At 44.9% G+C, this 18,038-nt stretch carries 15 protein-coding genes and 9 pseudogenes; 17 read left to right on the top strand and 7 right to left on the bottom strand.

The features are described 5' to 3' along the window. Window positions 1-6: 6 nt before the first annotated feature. Window positions 7-873 (bottom strand): MurR/RpiR family transcriptional regulator, encoded by an 867-nt coding sequence (locus tag OGV69_RS13500; protein ID WP_038640598.1) that lies wholly within the window; start codon window positions 871-873, stop codon window positions 7-9. A 399-nt stretch (window positions 874-1,272) separates the two neighbouring features. Between OGV69_RS13500 and hdeB the strand changes: the two genes are divergently transcribed. Together hdeB and OGV69_RS13490 are read left to right on the top strand one after the other, a co-directional pair. Next, a complete protein-coding gene (gene hdeB / locus OGV69_RS13495) occupies window positions 1,273-1,602 on the top strand; it encodes an acid-activated periplasmic chaperone HdeB (protein WP_038640596.1) in 330 nt (109 codons plus the stop codon). A gap of 155 nt (window positions 1,603-1,757) precedes the next feature. Further along, window positions 1,758-3,701 (top strand): methyl-accepting chemotaxis protein, encoded by a 1,944-nt coding sequence (locus tag OGV69_RS13490; protein WP_286469287.1) that lies wholly within the window; start codon window positions 1,758-1,760, stop codon window positions 3,699-3,701. 45 nt (window positions 3,702-3,746) lie between these two features. On the opposite strand, the pseudogene OGV69_RS13485 reads toward OGV69_RS13490, so the two are convergent. After that, a pseudogene (locus tag OGV69_RS13485) lies at window positions 3,747-3,902 on the bottom strand (hypothetical protein); the annotation flags it as partial. Window positions 3,903-3,962: 60 nt separating this feature from the next. Between OGV69_RS13485 and OGV69_RS13480 the strand changes: the two are divergent. The 3 genes from OGV69_RS13480 to OGV69_RS13470 all read left to right on the top strand — a co-directional run bounded on the left by OGV69_RS13480 (window position 3,963) and on the right by OGV69_RS13470 (window position 5,966). Continuing rightward, window positions 3,963-4,226: a cyclic nucleotide-binding domain-containing protein gene (locus OGV69_RS13480; protein ID WP_227409093.1), complete on the top strand. Its 264-nt coding sequence runs from the start codon at window positions 3,963-3,965 to the stop codon at window positions 4,224-4,226. A 161-nt stretch (window positions 4,227-4,387) separates the two neighbouring features. Further along, on the top strand, window positions 4,388-4,702 hold the full coding sequence (locus OGV69_RS13475; RefSeq protein WP_038640591.1) for a helix-turn-helix domain-containing protein: 315 nt from the start codon (window positions 4,388-4,390) through the stop codon (window positions 4,700-4,702). Beyond that, window positions 4,695-5,966, top strand: a complete 1,272-nt coding sequence (locus OGV69_RS13470) for a type II toxin-antitoxin system HipA family toxin (RefSeq protein ID WP_069325057.1) — start codon at window positions 4,695-4,697, stop codon at window positions 5,964-5,966. Before OGV69_RS13475 ends, OGV69_RS13470 begins: the two co-directional genes overlap by 8 nt. A 37-nt stretch (window positions 5,967-6,003) precedes the next feature. On the opposite strand, the gene OGV69_RS13465 is transcribed toward OGV69_RS13470, so the two are convergent. Both OGV69_RS13465 and OGV69_RS13460 read right to left on the bottom strand, forming a co-directional pair. After that, on the bottom strand, window positions 6,004-7,371 hold the full coding sequence (locus OGV69_RS13465; protein WP_069325056.1) for a glycoside hydrolase family 10-like protein: 1,368 nt from the start codon (window positions 7,369-7,371) through the stop codon (window positions 6,004-6,006). Window positions 7,372-7,383: 12 nt separating this feature from the next. Next, window positions 7,384-7,671: a VF530 family protein gene (locus tag OGV69_RS13460; protein WP_038640585.1), complete on the bottom strand. Its 288-nt coding sequence runs from the start codon at window positions 7,669-7,671 to the stop codon at window positions 7,384-7,386. A 254-nt stretch (window positions 7,672-7,925) separates the two neighbouring features. Here OGV69_RS13460 and OGV69_RS13455 point away from each other — a divergent pair, with 254 nt between their 5' ends. Further along, the gene (locus OGV69_RS13455) at window positions 7,926-8,210 is read left to right on the top strand and encodes a type II toxin-antitoxin system TacA family antitoxin (protein ID WP_038640582.1); all 285 of its coding nucleotides are present in this window, start codon (window positions 7,926-7,928) and stop codon (window positions 8,208-8,210) included. Then, complete coding sequence (locus OGV69_RS13450; RefSeq protein ID WP_077223955.1) at window positions 8,201-8,683, top strand: GNAT family N-acetyltransferase; 483 nt, start codon at window positions 8,201-8,203, stop codon at window positions 8,681-8,683. The genes OGV69_RS13455 and OGV69_RS13450 overlap by 10 nt, the downstream gene beginning before the upstream one ends. Here OGV69_RS13450 and OGV69_RS13445 read toward each other — a convergent pair. Continuing rightward, window positions 8,684-8,779 (bottom strand): annotated as a pseudogene (locus OGV69_RS13445) (AraC family transcriptional regulator); the annotation flags it as partial. 636 nt (window positions 8,780-9,415) lie between these two features. On the opposite strand from OGV69_RS13445, the gene OGV69_RS13440 reads away from it, so the two are divergent. Continuing rightward, a complete protein-coding gene (locus OGV69_RS13440; protein WP_069325055.1) occupies window positions 9,416-10,696 on the top strand; it encodes a hypothetical protein in 1,281 nt (426 codons plus the stop codon). Between the two features lie 15 nt (window positions 10,697-10,711). Here the strand turns inward: OGV69_RS13440 and OGV69_RS13435 are convergent. After that, window positions 10,712-11,118 (bottom strand): annotated as a pseudogene (locus OGV69_RS13435) (transposase); the annotation flags it as partial. A 187-nt stretch (window positions 11,119-11,305) separates the two neighbouring features. Here OGV69_RS13435 and OGV69_RS13430 point away from each other — a divergent pair. The 6 genes and pseudogenes from OGV69_RS13430 to OGV69_RS25210 form a co-directional block, all read left to right on the top strand. Next, window positions 11,306-11,605 (top strand): annotated as a pseudogene (locus tag OGV69_RS13430) (IS110 family transposase); the annotation flags it as partial. A gap of 230 nt (window positions 11,606-11,835) precedes the next feature. After that, window positions 11,836-11,952, top strand: a pseudogene (locus OGV69_RS13425) (phage holin family protein); the annotation flags it as partial. A gap of 430 nt (window positions 11,953-12,382) precedes the next feature. Next, a complete protein-coding gene (locus OGV69_RS13420; RefSeq protein ID WP_239253391.1) occupies window positions 12,383-12,652 on the top strand; it encodes a PapB/FocB family fimbrial expression transcriptional regulator in 270 nt (89 codons plus the stop codon). 55 nt (window positions 12,653-12,707) lie between these two features. Next, on the top strand, window positions 12,708-13,547 hold the full coding sequence (locus tag OGV69_RS13415; RefSeq protein WP_286469286.1) for a helix-turn-helix transcriptional regulator: 840 nt from the start codon (window positions 12,708-12,710) through the stop codon (window positions 13,545-13,547). Window positions 13,548-14,073: 526 nt separating this feature from the next. Continuing rightward, a pseudogene (locus OGV69_RS25215) lies at window positions 14,074-14,202 on the top strand (hypothetical protein); the annotation flags it as partial. A 65-nt stretch (window positions 14,203-14,267) separates the two neighbouring features. Beyond that, window positions 14,268-14,447: pseudogene (locus OGV69_RS25210) on the top strand (porin); the annotation flags it as partial. A gap of 208 nt (window positions 14,448-14,655) precedes the next feature. Here the strand turns inward: OGV69_RS25210 and OGV69_RS13410 are convergent. After that, a pseudogene (locus OGV69_RS13410) lies at window positions 14,656-15,679 on the bottom strand (IS110 family RNA-guided transposase); the annotation flags it as partial. 30 nt (window positions 15,680-15,709) lie between these two features. Between OGV69_RS13410 and OGV69_RS13405 the strand changes: the two are divergent. The 3 genes and pseudogenes from OGV69_RS13405 to OGV69_RS13395 form a co-directional block, all read left to right on the top strand. Continuing rightward, window positions 15,710-15,910: pseudogene (locus tag OGV69_RS13405) on the top strand (transposase domain-containing protein); the annotation flags it as partial. Between the two features lie 565 nt (window positions 15,911-16,475). Continuing rightward, on the top strand, window positions 16,476-17,279 hold the full coding sequence (locus OGV69_RS13400; RefSeq protein ID WP_141700249.1) for a hypothetical protein: 804 nt from the start codon (window positions 16,476-16,478) through the stop codon (window positions 17,277-17,279). 39 nt (window positions 17,280-17,318) lie between these two features. Then, complete coding sequence (locus OGV69_RS13395) at window positions 17,319-17,618, top strand: PapB/FocB family fimbrial expression transcriptional regulator (RefSeq protein ID WP_069325048.1); 300 nt, start codon at window positions 17,319-17,321, stop codon at window positions 17,616-17,618. Window positions 17,619-18,038: the final 420 nt, after the last annotated feature.

Raw genomic sequence — 18,038 nt, 5'->3', positions numbered from 1 at the left:
TCCTGTTTATTGTTCGAATTGACCAAACTGTTGTTGTAACTGGCGATTGGTTTGCAGGCGTCCTGCGAGGGAATCACCAAGTTGCTCCACCACCGCAGAGAGTAATAAGTTGAACAGACAGCTCACGGGAGCCAGAGAATCCCAGAAATGTCCGGTGTCAGTTTTTACCTGGAGTAGATCAAGTGCATAATCTCTGGCCCACGGACACCACACATCGGTGATCAGCGCCAGTGGAATATGGCGTTCTGTCGCGACACGGCAATATTGTCGGGAGATAGCGGAGTAGGCACGCATGTCGGTGATCACCACGTATGGCTGGTTAAATCCCGAATTCAGCGACTCGACCCAACTGCCGGAAAGCCCTTCGGAGTAGCTGACTTTAGGCCGCAGGTATTCAAGATGACTAAAAAAGGCGTTGGCAATCCCACGTGTAGACTGGATCCCGAGGATGTAAACCGCTTCCGCATGCGCCAGCTGCTGCGCAATGCGTAAAAATGTTTCGCTTTGCGCGAGTTGATAGACATGGGTAATGGCGTCGATTTCCAGTAACAGCGACTGCTGCGCGCGATCCGGCAGGCTTTGCTGCTGGTGCCAGGAATCCAGCCGCTCGTTCATTCCCCAGGGTTGATAGGGGACAACCGGCAGCTCACGCAGGCTGGCTTTTGCATCCTCCAGATTACGAAAGCCCAGCTTACGCAGATAGCGTCCTACGGTAATGCCGCTGGTTCCTGCCGCTTTAGCGATGCCATCCGCGGTTTCAAAAGGGATCTGTACACCGTGGGCTAACAGCCACCCGGCTACGCGCTTTTCGCTCGGCGTAAGCTGGCTGAAGGTCTGTTCTATGCGGGTAAATAATTCAGGTTTCGCTGTCATTACCTTCTCGCTGTTAGTTGTCTGTCAGAAGACGGCTCACTGTTAGTGAATTAACAATGCAGGACGCGTGCCAGGTCGCTAACAGCGACATGCTGGCTGCTTTTGTTAAAATTCAAACCACATTCATTAACTAATGATCAACATTTGTGCAGCGTAGTTCAGTTTTGGTGCAGCGACAGGAGAGCGGGGTATGAATCTGCTGATTTCGTCGGAACGATCACATTGTCGGCAACATTTCCCCTCAAACATCAGAATCGGTAATAGGAAATATCAATTTCAGCCAAATCAATAATGGCAACCTTTATTCTTATAACGGTAGGGGTATTATTTTTTGCGAACTACATTAACGGTTTGAAGCGCGAGTGTAGATATTATCTATATTATAAATGGAGTACTACAATGAATAAATTCTCCCTTTCTACAGCAGGTATTCTGGTCGCAGCGCTGTTAACCAGTGTTAGCGTCAATGCAGCCACTGATAGCGCGAAAACTGAAGTGACGCCGAAAGGCATGAGCTGCCAGGAATTCATTGATCTGAACCCGCAGACCATGGCTCCGGTGGCTTTCTGGGTGCTTAATGAAGACGAAGATTTCAAAGGTGGTGATTACGTCGACTATAACGAAACCGTCACGACCGCAGTACCTCTGACCGTAGAACTTTGTAAAAAACATCCGCAGAGCGAATTAAGTAAAATAAAAGAAGAAATCAAAAAAGAATTATCGAAATAAAATTAAAGCGTTATTAAAACCCGGCCAAAGTGCTGGGTTTTGCTATTTGTGACGCTGTCACTTATTTATTTTGCAATACTTAAGGAAACTTTATAAAGATAAAAACGCCGGTGCCGATACTGGGTAAAAGTTAGCCTTTTGCAGAAGGAGTTTGTATGGCCTGGTATCCTACTCGTATTTCAACGCGTTTAACCATTGGTGGCATTCTGCTGCTTGCAGTCACTACACTTGTTATTGTTGCAATTATGCTCTGGCGAGGGCAGCCGCGCGTCGTTGAAATCAATTCCGCCCTGATCGAAGAAACGGGGCAAGGTTTAACCCGTCAGTTAAGTACCGTGTTGTCGCGAATTGAAGGTGAGACCGTCGGTTTGTCGCGACTGGCCGAAGTGCTGCCCAACGATGAATCGCTATATCAAAGCGTTGTTCCACATTTGATAGGTGAAGATAAAGAGTCGATCATTACCGGCGGCGGCATTTGGCCAGAACCAGACGCCTTCACCGCAGGCGTAGAAAAACGCAGCTTTTTCTGGGCGCGTAACGCTGAAGGAAAGCTGATGTACTCCAACGACTATAACGTCGAAGGATCAAGCGGATACCACAATGAAAGCTGGTATCAGCATGCCAAGGGACATTCACAAAACAGCTGCTTATGGTCTGATGTTTACCAGGATGCCAGTTCCGGGGTCAACATGGTAACCTGCAGCGTTCCTTATCAACTGGCCGGTAAGTTTGCCGGCGTCGCCACTACCGATATTCGTCTCGATAACGTTGCCACCTTTATGCAACAGCAGGGAAACAGCACCGGTGGTTACGCGTTCGTGGTGGATAAACAGGGACAAATTCTCTACTTCCCGCAGGCAGACCTGACAAAACACAAAACCATTAACGATCTGGCGCAAAGCGCGCAATGGCTTATCCCGGTGGAAAACGGTCTTAAATCTTTACGCCCGGCAGATGGGGTGAAGACGATTACGCTTGCTAACGACAATGTGTTGAATACGCCGACCCGGGTAATGCTATTCCCGATGGCGGATACCGGCTGGGTCGTGGGGCTGGTGACGCCTGAATCACGCATCGTCGGTCTCGCCAAAGTGATGATGCAGGACGTGCTGGAAGTGTTGATCCCAATTATGACGCTATTGCTGGTGGGATCCTGGCTGGTGGTTCGCCGACTGATTTCGCGTCTCGATGATACCCGCCAGGCGCTCGATGATATTGCGCAGGGCGAAGGCGATCTTACCCGTCGTCTGGATGTGCGCGGCAAAGATGAGATTTCGGCTATCGCCGAGGCGTTTAATCTGTTCGTCGATAAAATCTCAGCCATTCTGATCACCGTCAGAAGCAGTAGCGTGGTGGTGGCGAATAATGCCGTCAGCCTGGCAGACAGCAATATGGAACTTTCATCTCGCGTCACGCAGCAGGCCGCTGCGCTGGAAGAGAGTTCGGCGGCGATGGAACAGTTAAATGCGACCGTTCATCAAAATGCCAGTAATACGCAACTGGCGGATGAGCTATCCGATAGCACCGCGCAAACGGCCAACCGCTGTGGCGATGTTATGCAGGGCGTGATCTCAACAATGGATAACGTCAGCGCGTCATCCGGCAGAATGGTGGAAATTGTCGCGGTGATTGACAGCATTGCGTTCCAGACCAATATTCTGGCCCTGAACGCCGCCGTTGAAGCCGCCAGAGCGGGCGATGCGGGTAGAGGATTCGCCGTTGTCGCCTCTGAAGTACATACGCTGGCCCAGCGTAGCGCCACCGCCGCGCAGGAAATTAAAGCATTAATTGATGAATCCGTATCTCATGTTGGTAGCGGAAGTCAGCAAATTCACAATGCAGGCGAACGGCTGGGAGAACTGGTCAATAACGTACGGCAGGTGCGTCAGTTGATGGGGGAAATACGCGTTGCAGGCGAAGAACAGCGTAAAGGCGTTTCCGAAGTCACGCTGGCCGTTACCGAAATGGACAGCACCGTTCAGCAGAATGCCTCGTTAATTGATGATGCCGCAGCACGTACCCAGGCCCTGAAAGAAGAGGCGGAACAACTGGCGTTGCTGGTCTCTTCATTTAGATTACCAGAACCTGCTACCGCCTGAGCGTCGAGTGAGGTCCGGGCGCAATCACTGCACCCGGACAGTCGATTAATGATCAAGGTACAGGTAGTGCATCCAACTGGTCATACGCAAGAGTATTTTCCGTAGCAATGATAATGCTTCAAAATGCTGAGCTGAATAGACCGCAACCTGAGCGGCAACACCGTCTGGGAGTTGCTGTTCAGCCTGATTATTATCAACTTTTTCAATGCATTACTGCCACTTTCTGAAGCCCAATCGCTATATCGTAGCGGTTCTTTTATTATGGACTCTCAGGGTGAAAATGGGATCTGGTTGTTGACCGAAGGTAGAATAGTCATTCGCCGGCGCACTGATGGGCTCATCCTGGCCAGTCAGCAGGCGCCAATGATGCTGGGAATGGCCGAGTTCTTTCTTCCCACTGGGCATAACTTTTATGATATCGAAGCAGTCAGCCCATGCACTACTCACGTAGTGAAGAAAACGGATTTCATGACTATCGTTAATCGCGAGCATCGCGGGCATTTAATCTGCATTTCGGCAGATTAACCACCGCATCCGTCCATGATGTAAATATAGTATGATGGGTCTTATGACGGATTTATGACGTTAAATCCATCAAAACATATGTTATCTGTTTTGTATCAATCTCACTTTAACTCTATAATATTGTGTGTAAACTGGCATTTATCCAAATAAGGGCCAATATTATGGATTTAACACTCAATACGGCTGCTGATATCGTCAAACTACTCTGTGACAGATTGCGTAAAGAACGACTCGCGCGGCAAATGACGCAGGCTGAGGTTGCCGCGCGTTCAGGTGTCGGTGTGAATACCGTTTCGAATCTGGAAACAGGTAAGAACGTAGGATTTGAGAATCTGGTCAAAGTCGCAATGGTGTTAGGTTATGGCGATGCCCTGGAGGGTTTATTCAAACCCAGGATTGACAGTCTGGATGATATTTTGCGTTATGAGAGGAGCGCGGCACGCCAGCGGGTGAAAAGGAAAAATTCTGATGCCTGAACAAGTTGATGTCATTTATGAAGGTTGGGGTGAAAAATGGCTGTGGGGAAAACTGGTGTCTTCCACAGCCCTGACCGGACGCCCGTTGATCGCCTTTGAATACAGTGAAGACGCCATACGTAAGGGACTGGAACTGTCCCGGCTGATGTTACCGCTGAACGGTCCACGTCTACGCAGGGATTTCCCGGCTCATCAATTGGGATTACCTGGACCAGTCTATGATTCGTTACCTGATGGCTGGGGTATGCTGTTGATGGACCGATTATTTAAACGCCGCGGACTAAACGCAGCGCGCATAGGTCCTTTGGAGCGCTTAACCTGGGTCGGCAACAACGCGATGGGCGCCATGACTTTCCAGCCCGTTCAGTCAGATGTCGAGAAGATTTCAAAAGAGGATGTGCCTCTCGAACAACTTGCCGCTGAGGTGCAGGAAGTCCTGAGTGGAGACGGCGGGGAATTCTTGCAAAAATTGCTTCAGATGGGCGGTTCGCCACAAGGGGCAAGGCCAAAAGCGCTACTTTATCGTGACAGTGTCACGTCAAAATTTACTACTGCGCCGCTACCCGGGAGCGAAAGCTGGTTGATTAAATTTCCCGCCAGGCATGAGCATGCTGAAGTATGCGCCATCGAAGCGGTTTATGCTGAATGCTTGCGTCAATGTGGGATTAGCACGCCCGATACGGCATATTTTGATCTGACTGGTGGGCAGGCGGCCTTTGCCACCCGCCGTTTCGACCGTGACCAGTCAGTACGTATTCCAATGCAGAGTCTGGCGGCTCTAACCGGCGCAAATTACCAGTTACCCGGCGCTTTAGATTACCGGGATTTTCTGCGCGCCACGCAGATTTGTACCAATGATGTCAGAGAAAAGGCGAAAGCGTTCGAACGCGTGGTTTTCAACGTGGCATTCAACAATCGTGACGATCATCCGAAGAACTTTGCTTATTTAATGTCAGCCGATGGAAACTGGACTCTGGCTCCGGCTTACGACGTTACCTGGTGTGAAGGACCCGGCGGGTACCACCAAATGGACGTGCTGGGGGAGGCGCTGGATATCGAAAGAAAGCACCTTCAGTTGCTTGGCGTTCAGGAAGCTGAGCTCTCTGCTGACCAGGTGAACGCCATAATCGAAAAGATCTGCCACTCTGCGTCAGTGCTGAGCGCTATCGCCAGAGACAAATATCCCGAGCAGATAACGCAAACCACGCTGGATACGATCCAGAAACAAATTAATGATAATGTCCGCCGGTTACTGTCCCGGTGATGCAGGTTCAGTCGCTACACTGACCTGAAGATAACCATTAACGCCCCCAACGGCTGCGAATATAGGTTACGGCCTCCTGCGTTTGCGGCTGATTAAGATAATCTTCGCGAAACAGGATGGTGCCGTTGATGTGTGGTTCGGACTCGTTCAGATCGAGCTGCTTTTTCAGCTCTGGCACGCCGCCTTTGACTGTCCAGTCAGGCTCTTTTCGTGAAGGTTCGCCGACTTTATACAGCGCCACTCCAATGTAAAGGCGGGTGTTGGTTGATTTCACAACATCTGCCCACCACTTCGCCAGCACATCGTATCGCGCCGCATCACGGGCAAAAGGCCAGTACAACTGTGGGGCGATGTAGTCCAGCAAGCCTAATTGTACCCAGCGACGAGTATCGGCATAAGATTCGTCATACGCTGCTGCGCCACGGGTGTCGGAACCCGCAGGATCGTGAGAACGATTGCGCCATACACCGGCGGGGCTGACGCCAAATTCCACCTCAGGCTTAAGTTTCTTAATGGTCCGCGAAACCTGGGCGATCAATCGTTGCGTGTTATCGCGCCGCCAGTCAGCTTTGGAATCAAATCCCTGACCATATTTTCTGAAGGTCTGGCTGTCGTTAAGCGCTGAACCGGGAGACTCGGTATAGAAGTAGTCATCAAACTGCACGCCGTCGACCGGATAATTTTCCACCACTTCCGCCACGATGCTGGTGATCCAGTCGCGCACTTCGGGAATACCGGGATCCAGTACAAAACGCTCACCCGAGGTGCGGATCCAGTCCCGGTGCAGGACATAAACGCTGGAGGGCGTCTGCGACAGCGTGCTGTTTAATTCGGTGATCGTTGATGGTTTGAGATTAACGGATACGCGGTAAGGGTTAAACCAGGCATGAACTTTCATGCCGCGTTTATGCGCTTCATCGAGCATAAACTGTAGCGGATCGTAACCCGGATCCTGACCAATCGTGCCGGTTAGCGTATCTGACCACGGCAAGATTTTAGATTGCCACAATGCGGTACCATCGGGTTTGACCTGGAAAAAAACGGTGTTGATGCCAAGACGTTTCAGGTTATCCAGCTTATCCGTCAACGCTTTCTGCTGCAGGCTGATACGGATGGCAGGGGAACTGACATTCACTGATGAGATCGGCGGCCAGTCCAGACGGGAAACCGTCGCCAGCCAGATTCCACGCACCGGCTCCTTACTCTGTTGCGGTTTGCTCACCGGAGGTAGTGGGGTGACTTTGGAACCGGGCGGCTGTGAAGAGCAACTGCCAAGTAACAACATACTACCCACAAGTACCGCGAACCATTTCAGGTTAGTTCGCGGTAATCTGGCATGGCAACGGACGAAGATATTCGCCAGTTTTTTCTGATATTTTCCTGAAAAGAAACCGGATGCTGGCATCAGACTTTGCTCTTATTTTTTCTTGTTGCGGCTGTTAGCCCAGGGATCAATAGCAGGTGCAGTGTTGTTGAACGGGGTCACGTCATGCAGCGAATCAAGATAGAGCGCTTCAACTTCAGCACGCGCCCACGGCGTACGGCGCAGAAATTTTAAACTGGATTTAACGCTCGGTTCATTTTTAAAGCAGTTGATATTAATGCGTTGAGCAAGCTCGGCCCAACCAAAACGATCGACCAGCACATTGACCTGCATTTCTAGCGTTACGCCATGTAAAGGGTCTTTTGAAGTATGAGCATTCATATGAAGTCCAGTTCGGTATTTCCAGATTTTGTCAGTCGTGCAACGAGACAGATTACAAGAAAGCGGAACGACCAGCAATGGCCCAAATCGGCACTGATCTTCCAAGGAACATTCGCTGAAACTGTAAAAAGAAGAGGGCGGACAAGGCTGACACTTCAGGCTAATCACGATAGAAGAACTCTTTCTCGTATAGCAATCCGTTACCAATTTAGCTAAAGTAGTGTATAGCAATTTGTTACCAACAGGAGATAACCATGCAAAGCAGCGCCCGTAAACCGACTCGTGATAAGCAAATTAATATCCGGGCTACTGATGAGGAACGTGCGGTAATTGACTACGCCGCAAGTTTGGTCAATAAAAACCGTACTGACTTCATCATTGAGAAGGCCGTGCATGAGGCCCAGAATATCATTTTGGATCAACGAGTATTCGTCCTTGACGATGCCCGTTATCAGTCTTTCATTGAACAGCTTGAAGCGCCGGTTCAGAACGTTGAAGGGCGTCAACGCCTGATGAATGTGAAGCCCGAATGGAAATAAACGTCACGACACCGGTGTTGCTGACCGAAGGGCATGATCTCCAGCTATTTGATTGCGGTAATGACGTGTTAAATGATTGGCTACGTCGACGGGCGATTAAAAATCAGTACCTCAACGCATCTCGCACATTCGTCATTTGTCTTGAATCTACTCAGCGTGTTGTGGGTTACTATTCCATTGCAACCGGGTCCGTGAGTCATGCTGATTTAGGCCGTAGTTTACGTCAGAATATGCCCGACCCGGTTCCGGTCGTTCTGCTGGGACGTCTTGCTGTTGATGTCTGTACTCAGGGGCATAGTTTCGGAAAATGGCTGCTTAATGATGCGGTACTGCGAATTTCCAACTTAGCCGATCAAGTGGGCATCAAAGCCATCATGGTACATGCTATTGATGGCCAAGCTCGGGCATTCTATGAGTATTTCGGCTTCGTTCAGTCTCCGATAGCAGCAAATACGTTGTTCTACAAAATTTAACTCCCCAAACAGTCTCGAATTTTCCCGGCTGAAATGGGGCAGGCTTTCATAACCGACAGCATAAGCTGATGTGGTGACATCGTAAAAAAACGATAAGTTAGTAGTGGTGTCAACCAATGTCCAAATGCCAGCAAACGAAAGATTGATGGGGATTTAACTCTATGACTTTGTGCGCATTACATCATTTAACTAATGTTGTGTGGAAATCTAGTTCATAAACAATATGGTTTGTATCGATTTGATTTAATGTAATATTCTTCATGTAAAGGTGAGTTTACTTTCGGAGAACTTCATGAACTAGCAAAAGGGCTCCTTCTTATAAGCATTTCCTGACAACCTGCCATACAAACCATTGCCCTTCGCAACCTTCGGGCGCGGATGAGTGTTAAGGAAAAATCTTCGGCAAAGAAGTAGGTGGCAACCAGCAGAGAGAAAATGTCGTCAAATCCAGATAAACAGGCGAGATTTCGACTGCGAGTTGCTTCGCCAGATTTGGGACAAGGGTCTGGGTCTGATTTATCTGATGAATAAGTATTAGGCGTGAAAAGGAATAGGGTATAATGGCGTTAGCGCTGGAGGCTTTATGCTCTGGTTTGCGGTTTACTGTTGGCGGTGGCATAAGAAAAAAACCGAGTAAATTTTCAATTAACCCGAGGCAATCCCTATGTCTAGTCAACATTAGCTTAGCTTCTAACTCAGTAAACCACTACACTTTTGAGGAAAGATATTTCAATGGATGATTATGAACTACGGCGAGTATTTTATCAAATAACTGCTACATCTTCTCCACTTGAAGCACTTAACATATATGAACGGCATTTCGATTTGTTGAAGGGCTGGCGAATCATCTACGCCACTAACGATGATCATGGTCCATTTAAACTACAGAACAGAGTAGTAGATAGTTCAACGGGAATCTGCTCCATTTTTAGGGGGCAATCCTTATGGGTTATTGATGCGAACATGGTAGGAACCGAAGGAGTGGTTCCTTATCTTGCAGGAACAGGAACATATTTCGACTCAAACGCGGCCTCATTTATTTATTCATTAGGATATAAAGAGAAATTTGGTCCAGAGCTAAGAAAACAACTGGGACGAATACAGTCTTTAGGGATAGATTACCGAAACATCAATCCTTATTTATATCTTTTTGAAAATAGAAAACATTTTGACAACAAGCCTGAAAATATCGAATATGGCAGAAAAACCTTTGCTGTCATGACTGCGTTATCAAAAATTGAGGGCCCACTGGATGAATCCTGGCGGGAGATGTACAAAAAATATTTCCTTGAGCAATGCGAGGAAAGCATCGCTCCGTTATTTAGAAATTTCCTTTCTTGGCATCAGAATGGGGAGTTTAATTTACTTGATCACCAATTTGCTTTAACTGAATTATTGCTACTAGAAACCAAGATATTGGATATCACTACGAAAGATAAAAATGAACATAAGCTTGAGGTGCTTATACAGTTTATGGATGAAAAATTGCAAGTGATGATGCTACGAGAGATTGCTGTTTGTGTAGACATTCTTTTTAATAGGAACAGTAACCAATTAGCAAAAAAACTTCGAAAAATCAACCATCATCACCCCGACTCTCTTGGTATTATTCATGGTTGCGCCTGGGATTTGTTCATGTTTCGTGTTATGGATTGGTTCAGCAATACAAGCAATGAATTTGGTGTCGACTTCTATATATCAAACCTCGTTTCTTGCGATAAGGATGTTTTGGACGTAGCAGAACTCACCAAACTAAAAGCAATCGCGCTACATAATAACTCACACGAACATGTTATTTTCCAGGATAATAGCCCTGGGGAAATACTTGTCTCTATCATGGGGGAAGACAAACGTGAATTTCTGCTAAATTTATTCAACTACGACTCACGTCAAAAACGCATTGGCTGGACACAGAAAAAAAACAACAAAGAGATCTATGCTGGAAAAAATCAAATTATTCAAGTGCTTTTAATGGAAAAACGGGAGGAATTGGCATCATTAATTCGTCAGTAACCATATGGATAAAATGCGTTCTCCGGCGGATACTGGGTTATGGAGCCAGACATAAAACCCGGCACGGGCAACCTTAAGGACCCAACACATTGTAACGATCGACAAGATTTCACGGTGATCGTTGATAAAGCGATACTTCAGTCGGGCTCCCTTGCAAAGTACCGCGCTGCCTTTTTCAGAATATCCCGCTCTTCCTCAGTGCGTTTAAGCTGTGCTTTCAACCTGAGAATTTCTGATCTGGCATACAGTAAATCCTGTGCCTGCTGTCCACAGTTGTCAGGCTTAACAGCACGGAGCCATTTATATAGGCTGTGCGCCGACACGCCGAGCCATTCAGATACTTCAGCAATAGAATAGCCCCGCTCGGTGATCTGGCGGACAGGCTCTTCCTTAAATTCAGGGGTAAAACATGGTGTGCCCATACGCTCCTCCTTGTATCTTGAAAGTGGATTACTATGCTCTGGCTTAGATTTGCAAAGCCCGTGTAGTCCGATTCTTCCTGGGGTTGTTCAAGCCCGCAGCATAGCGACTGACGCACAGGCTGAGTCGTTCATCTGAAGCCCGAACAGTTGTCTGAACTTCAAATCGTATTTGCAAGGAGGGGTATAGATGAGCGTGTCAAATCAACGTTGTGCAGGCATTGATGTTTCGAAAAGCACTCTGGATATTGCAATCAGCAATATTGCCCAGTCATTCACTGTGCCAAATGAAGATGGCGGTTTTATTCAGATACTCAAAGAGTTAAAGCGAAATGAAACTCAACTGATCCTAATGGAAGCCTCCGGGGGACTTGAGTCTGGTGTAGCTGGCTATCTTCAGTCTGAAGGTTTTAATGTGGTTGTTATCAATCCTCGACAGGCGCGAGATTTTGCCCGCGCAATGGGCTATCTGGATAAGACCGACCAAATTTGACCACCCTGTTAACCTGTCCAGAATGACGGGCTTTTTATATTGAACATGGAATTAAAGCTGGTGAGCACAATTCATTGTATTTATTCGTGGGTGCCGCATGGCGGCTTTTTCCATTTCAGGTTCACGGGCATCGCCTGCTACATGATTTGTTTATAAATCCAGCCCGTGAAGCCTGCCCCTGTCATTACATACAGCACCCGCTAGCTATGCGAGGTGAGGCTATGAAAATGAATGACAAAAAACCTGAATTCTGGGCTGTGGTTTTAACCGGGCTCAAAAATGCGTGGCCCCAGATTCTGGGGGCATTAATAGCCGGATTCATTGCCTATGGTCGCCTGATTCACAGCCATCCTGATGGCCTGTCGGTTTTCAGCGCTGTCGATCAGCGCCTGCAGATACAGAGTGGTCTGTCGTGGTGCTTGTTCTACGATGACCGGATATACACATTTCGTTGTATGCCGTTACTCTCCGGCAGGTATTTGATTTAACAAAATGACATCATTAACTTAACCTTGCTGTATATAATGACATTGTTAAATTCTTCATTAATTTTAATAAGTTAATGGATGAAGGGTCTATTTCTGTCATGCATAAAGAATAACAGCGGGAAAAGCAACTTCAGACTAATCATATAGTTATAAGTTTTGCGCAAAATGAGTATCATCAATTGCTATGCAACTTGTAGAATACTCATAGTTTTTTTATTTTGATTACATTATATCATCATAATTATTATTTTTATGACACACTTCAATTTGTTAAGGAATTACTAAATTGCAGTTACTTCCAGGCTCATTAACACCAAGAGAATTTGAATTGTTTATAGCACTTTCTTCAATCCGAAGTAAAAATGCTATCTGTGCTTTAAAGGATTATTATGTAAATGGTCACAGTCGAAATACAGTATGCATCAATAATAATGTTTCCCAGGGGTATTTGTCTTTGAAAATTAAAGAGTGCGCAATATTAAATGGAAAGATAAATGCTTTATTCAATGTTTATCATAAAAAACATGATATAAAAATATCATCCGACGTGCTATAATGAACATATGTCGTAAGACTTACCAACATTTAATTATCAAACAAGGTTCCATGTTATGTCTAATGCTATTAGCAGGTATATTTTATATTGGATTGAAGATAATTTGTATAGTGGAGCAACTGTGACAGATTTAGTGAAGAACTCTGGTTACAGTCGCAGAACACTTGAAAATGTATTTCGCAGAGACTATGGTGAATCACCGGGAGATTATTTGTTTAGGAGGAGAATATCTCGTGCGGCAGCAACATTAAAATTAACCCGATTAACCATAACTGAGATTGCCATGCTGTTTCATTACAGTGGTGCGGCTAATTTTACAAGAGCATTCCGAAGATATTTTGGTTGTACTCCAGATTTTTTTCGCCGTGACAGTATGTGGAACAAGAGTAAACTACAATTACCTATACTCTATCAATCTGCTGACTTTATTGGTGAAAAAACAGAATTTCCTGCTGCAGTATTTATTTCAGGAGAACGTTTTATGTATCAGGCAATTTATACGGATATAAATGATTGTAGTTTTGCTGAGAATATAAAAAAACGCGCTAACTCTCTGTTAAATGAACTCGCTGGAGAAGTGTGGGTTGCAACTCACATACAAATTCCTAATAATATTTCAATTTGCCGCAAAGGACTAGTGAATGTTGATGCAGTTGTCGGAGTGAGGGACTGTAGTGATACGAATGCAACAATTATTATGCCAGCGGCAATATATGAAAAATTTTATTTTTCGGGACTGTGGGAAGAGTATGTTGTATTTTCACGATTAATTTACAGTCGCAACTTTATTGGAGAAAACTTTCGTTGCTTTGAAGTTCCTTGTTTTATTAAAATCCATTCATTAAATATAGAAAAAAAACATATATCTTGTAGCCTATATATCTTGGTTGAATGAATTTATCATATCAATCAATTGATAAAATCAGTGTCGTCATGATACAGGCAAAACATCCATATTTGATTAAGAATGGTTAATTATGATTTTAAGTTGTTTAAAGGTGTTATTTACACCTAATATCTTAGATGTTCTAACCTGATGATACTGAAGCGCTGTTTCAGTATCAGACTGGTCTCAATTACGATAAGATATAGCCTAAGAGTGTGATCTGGTACTTTTTAGCAGTTGGGGTTAAAAATACGATTACGATCTTTGGGTAGACAACTCAGAACTGACGATTGGGACCTAAATACTTAAGGGCCAGTCTATTTCTTGTCCTTGCACAAATACCAAAAGCGTGTTTAATATTTGAATATACAAATTAATAGGTAGCATCAACAAATAGTGAGGGTTTATGAGGGGACTATTTATATAGACATTTTTTATCGTTCGCTTTTAATGTAAATACAGAGAAAATTATCAATAGAAATAATAATGCAATTAATCATTACGAAAAAATAGATGATCTTCGGTATTTTCTGATAGTAAATCAGAAAGTAGTAATATGAGTTATTTATATTTTGGGCTCAGTGGTAAAACTCCAATAATTGATGAGGTAACAGGTTATGGGCAGTGGGATATAAAATTCTGGCAAATCAGACAGCAGGCATAGGTGATGATGCGTGGACACGCCTGGCTTATGCCGGGCTAACACACCGCTACTAGGGATCTGTTGATTACGGCAGAAATTATGGATTTATATATGGTGTTGAGCAATATACAGATAGGCTACCTGAATTTTGTTGTAATTATTACACTCAATCAGATATTTTTATAACAGGACTTACCCATGGGTTATTGACTTATCGTAATAAAAATTTATTCGGTTTAGTTGAAGGCCTGAACAGCGGCCTGTAATATCAAGGATAAAATAATAATTCATCTGACTGTGGGAGCTGCTATTGCAGACGCTGGCCAGACAAAATGGTAAAGGTTATGGAGATTCTCTCTATGATCCTGAACTGGGTATTAGCATCGCCTCATCTCTGGCTATCTCAGACAAAACAAAAAGAAGAGCATAAACATAACATACAGTTCAGTAGTGGCGATAACGCCAGTGCGTGGGTGACCGTTTACTTTTTTGTATAAGCGTTTTGTTCTGTTGAGCTTTCCAGACTAAGTCTTTTGATTTCTGAGTGGGACCGCTGGTCGGTTGGTAATGAGCCAACTTCCGGCTATTGGCGATGAACGATACGCCCACGCAGCTTTGTATAGTAACCTTCTTCGCTATTGCCTGTTTTCGTTATCCGGAGAGAGCGGATCTTTTTACCGCTGGAATGTTTCCCAGATATTAATCCGATATAGGCCATGATTTGTCTCGGATTCGGGACGTGAGAGAAATCACTCAGCTCTGACACCAATGAGATAGCAATCATTTTGCCCATACCTTCAGAGCCTGTAACTGGCAGACCAGATTGTGTAATTACCATTCAGGTAACAGCCGGTCTATTTCCTGAGCCAGCTGTGTTATTCAGTTTCTATCTATACGAGACTCTGGCCCTAGTGCTGAAATGCAATCTGCTGAGATGGCAGAGGTAAAGTCGTATTGGCTAACCATATCCGGTGTTTGTAGCTCCACGGTTTGTGTTATATCGTCGGTCATTGCGCAGTAATATGCTCTGGATTCGTTGTCGGGCGATTCGACTATCTTGCTTTGAAGTTGCTCTGGCCCTAACCAGATCTCGCATGGATTAGTGTGTCAGATCAGGGATCCAGACCGGAGTTAATTCACCAGCGCGGAATAATCTTGCCAGACCAACGGTATCACGGTGATCGTTCTTTATGCGGTCTGTGGGGGATTTTTGGATCCGTGATAGTGCTACAGCGATACATTCAATGTTCATAGCTGTTAGCTGGTGATAAATGTTGTATCCGCAGGGACCCGTTTCATAGCAAGCTATAACAGATGAGTATTGCTTTTTTATCTCTAAAAATAAGTGAGTTATACTTTGCAGTTGATTTGGATTGTTACCATAAAAACGGACTTCTCCACCGCGTTCATAGCTGGCAATCGCTACTAACAGCGATTCTTTATGCACGTCCAGACCAACAAAAATCGAGAGAAATTTTGTAACATGATGACCTTCAATAATGCACCGATGCTCAAGTGATTATATAAAGGTCATACCAACTTCCTGTTCTTTGGCTCTGACCACGGTGGTGAGCGCGGAGCGTTGCTGTACAGCCTGAAAGATATATGTAAACTAAACGGTGTGAATTCAGGGAGATACCTCCGTTACGTACTCAACATCATAGCTGACTGGCCTGACAATCAGGTCAGCGAACTGTCACCCTGGCAAGTAACTCTGCCAAATGAATAACACATCCCAGTCAATACGGTTCTCGCTGTACGCCAACAAACGATGTCTTTGTTGCTACCAACGTAACAGCCGGGGATTCATTTCATAATGCCTGCACCCGCAATTTGTCCTGTTTATCCGGAAACCTGGTATTTTTCTTAAGTTTTCTAATCGTATTTACGGTTAGACAATATCTGAAAACACGATAAATTCATAAACGGTATAAACAATGAGAATCATTACACATTGATTAAAATGAATATTTTTTTACTTTTTTTTGATTTTTTTATTTTTTAATAACTTCAGCATAATTCTGTAACGTACTGTTCTTTAGTGTGTTTACATGTTTTACGTAAATTCCTTATAATAAGTAATGTTTTTTTATAACATAGTGAATATAATGAGTTTTATTTTATACACCTGAAAAGAAGTTCCCTGCGTAACTATTTCTCACAAAAGACATATTTTTCTTATGGTTTTATTTATCGATTAGTTTTCAAGATCTTATCGATCGATTTTATTGATTTAACCATCCTTCCCGTTTGATTAAGATTAATCGCAAGCACAGACATGACAGGATTTATGTTTGACAGGTAACAACGGGAGGATTCCGGAAATGAACTCAGAGACAGTAAAAATAATTCCGCGTCATATCGTTGTTTTTTCCCTTGAATGGGCTAAAGCTGCGGCATTACAGTCGATGTGTAATAGTTCCGATGAAGGTGATGTTATTAATGTTCAGCTTATTGATAATCTTCATTCAATGAATGAATGGCTTAATAGGTCAGAAAAAAATGTACCTGATATGATGGTGCTGGATATTAACGCCCGGGATTATGTCGCACTGTTATGCTCTGTCAGAAGAAAATATCCAACACTGCCGGTTGTTATTGCGCAGTCACGGATTTTATTTTCTGACCAGGTGGTTGCCGGCTGGTTCGGGAATATCTGGTTGCGGGAGTATGACAGCCTGATCGCAGGCTATCCGGATGTACCGTTGAGTGCCTGTGTAACAGACCCGCGTTTTTCCGGAGCCAACACTTCAGCAATCTGTGCAGGGGCATGTAAAGGTCAGGTCAGCGACACTCAGGTCATTGACTTAGCCCGTCAGTGGTTGTGTGAACGGCTGGCTGACAGTCTGGGGTCTGAGCGCTGCGCCCGCGTGGTTACCGAGTGGTTAGCGCATGGCATTACGCCGCGGGAAGCGGGTGACAGGATAAACCGAAGCAGTAAGCTGATGTATTATTACCGGTCGCTCGTCATACATTCACTAAAAATTTCGGGACATCCGGGAATATTTATTCCTTCGTTAAAGCTAAAAAACGGGCCAATATCTGGCCGGCGAGAAGGGGAGTGTCGGATGCGCATTGCCTGCCGGAATATCAGCTGAAATAACATGTAGTAGTTACAGGAAGGGTAATTAATTCGGATGGCGATACAGAATGAATGGTGTCGAAAAAAGCATACTATTCCTGGCACACTGGTCCCTGGGATGGTGGATATACGTCACCTGAGATTACTGATAACCCTGTGTAATATCAGTAATCCAGGGATGATAATGGCAGCAGAGGATGTGCTTGTCAGGGGGATGTCCCGCCGGGAAGCCTGTGAGCGCAATGCGGTTTCCCAGAGTCATTTGTCGGTCAAGTTACGTCGCCTGCAGGATTTTAACCAGATGGTGGTGAGAATTTACCCCTTTATCCGGGAAGAAATAGAACACGATATTTAATATATCGATATATATGCTGGCGGAGCGCCTATAACCATGATGTTATATTCACCCCGGATACAGATATCATTTTTTGTTTGCTGTTTTTTAGGTGATTACATTTTGTTATTTATTGCCAGTTTTAAATAAGGCATTTTCCCGGACGAATCACGTCTGTTACTTAGGATTTTAAAACCTCGCATTCCGATAAGTGCGGTAGCTATGGGGCTGTTTAACTGAAATTATATTTATCTCAATATTTTATTTTGTGCAGTAATGTGTAGCGTACGTTTATTTACCTGACTTAATTATTGTTCAGTACAGGAGAGCAGGGAGGGATATAAATCCAGAATTATCCTTCCTTATACAGAAGAGCACATCTGCGGACATTGCCGGATCTCAGGGAAATGCCCGGCAGATGGTCTTTTATCGCCACAGGAA

It is taken from the genome of Citrobacter sp. Cc139 (genome assembly GCF_030334645.1).
GTDB classification, from domain to species: Bacteria; Pseudomonadota; Gammaproteobacteria; order Enterobacterales; family Enterobacteriaceae; genus Citrobacter; species Citrobacter werkmanii.
Note: the sequence above shows the minus strand (reverse complement) of the source record. Positions and strands in the feature narration are given on the sequence as shown.

What these genes read in the sequence shown, in the direction of transcription:
- OGV69_RS13450 (WP_077223955.1), top strand. Translation starts at nt 8,201, where the DNA reads ATGGAAATAAACGTCACGACACCGGTGTTGCTGACCGAAGGGCATGAT.
- OGV69_RS13395 (WP_069325048.1), top strand. Translation starts at nt 17,319, where the DNA reads ATGGCGATACAGAATGAATGGTGTCGAAAAAAGCATACTATTCCTGGC.
- OGV69_RS13480 (WP_227409093.1), top strand. Translation starts at nt 3,963, where the DNA reads ATGGACTCTCAGGGTGAAAATGGGATCTGGTTGTTGACCGAAGGTAGA.
- OGV69_RS13460 (WP_038640585.1), bottom strand. Translation starts at nt 7,671, where the DNA reads ATGAATGCTCATACTTCAAAAGACCCTTTACATGGCGTAACGCTAGAA.
- OGV69_RS13455 (WP_038640582.1), top strand. Translation starts at nt 7,926, where the DNA reads ATGCAAAGCAGCGCCCGTAAACCGACTCGTGATAAGCAAATTAATATC.
- OGV69_RS13490 (WP_286469287.1), top strand. Translation starts at nt 1,758, where the DNA reads ATGGCCTGGTATCCTACTCGTATTTCAACGCGTTTAACCATTGGTGGC.
- OGV69_RS13500 (WP_038640598.1), bottom strand. Translation starts at nt 873, where the DNA reads ATGACAGCGAAACCTGAATTATTTACCCGCATAGAACAGACCTTCAGC.
- OGV69_RS13415 (WP_286469286.1), top strand. Translation starts at nt 12,708, where the DNA reads ATGTCTAATGCTATTAGCAGGTATATTTTATATTGGATTGAAGATAAT.
- OGV69_RS13465 (WP_069325056.1), bottom strand. Translation starts at nt 7,371, where the DNA reads ATGCCAGCATCCGGTTTCTTTTCAGGAAAATATCAGAAAAAACTGGCG.
- OGV69_RS13470 (WP_069325057.1), top strand. Translation starts at nt 4,695, where the DNA reads ATGCCTGAACAAGTTGATGTCATTTATGAAGGTTGGGGTGAAAAATGG.
- OGV69_RS13440 (WP_069325055.1), top strand. Translation starts at nt 9,416, where the DNA reads ATGGATGATTATGAACTACGGCGAGTATTTTATCAAATAACTGCTACA.
- OGV69_RS13475 (WP_038640591.1), top strand. Translation starts at nt 4,388, where the DNA reads ATGGATTTAACACTCAATACGGCTGCTGATATCGTCAAACTACTCTGT.
- hdeB (WP_038640596.1), top strand. Translation starts at nt 1,273, where the DNA reads ATGAATAAATTCTCCCTTTCTACAGCAGGTATTCTGGTCGCAGCGCTG.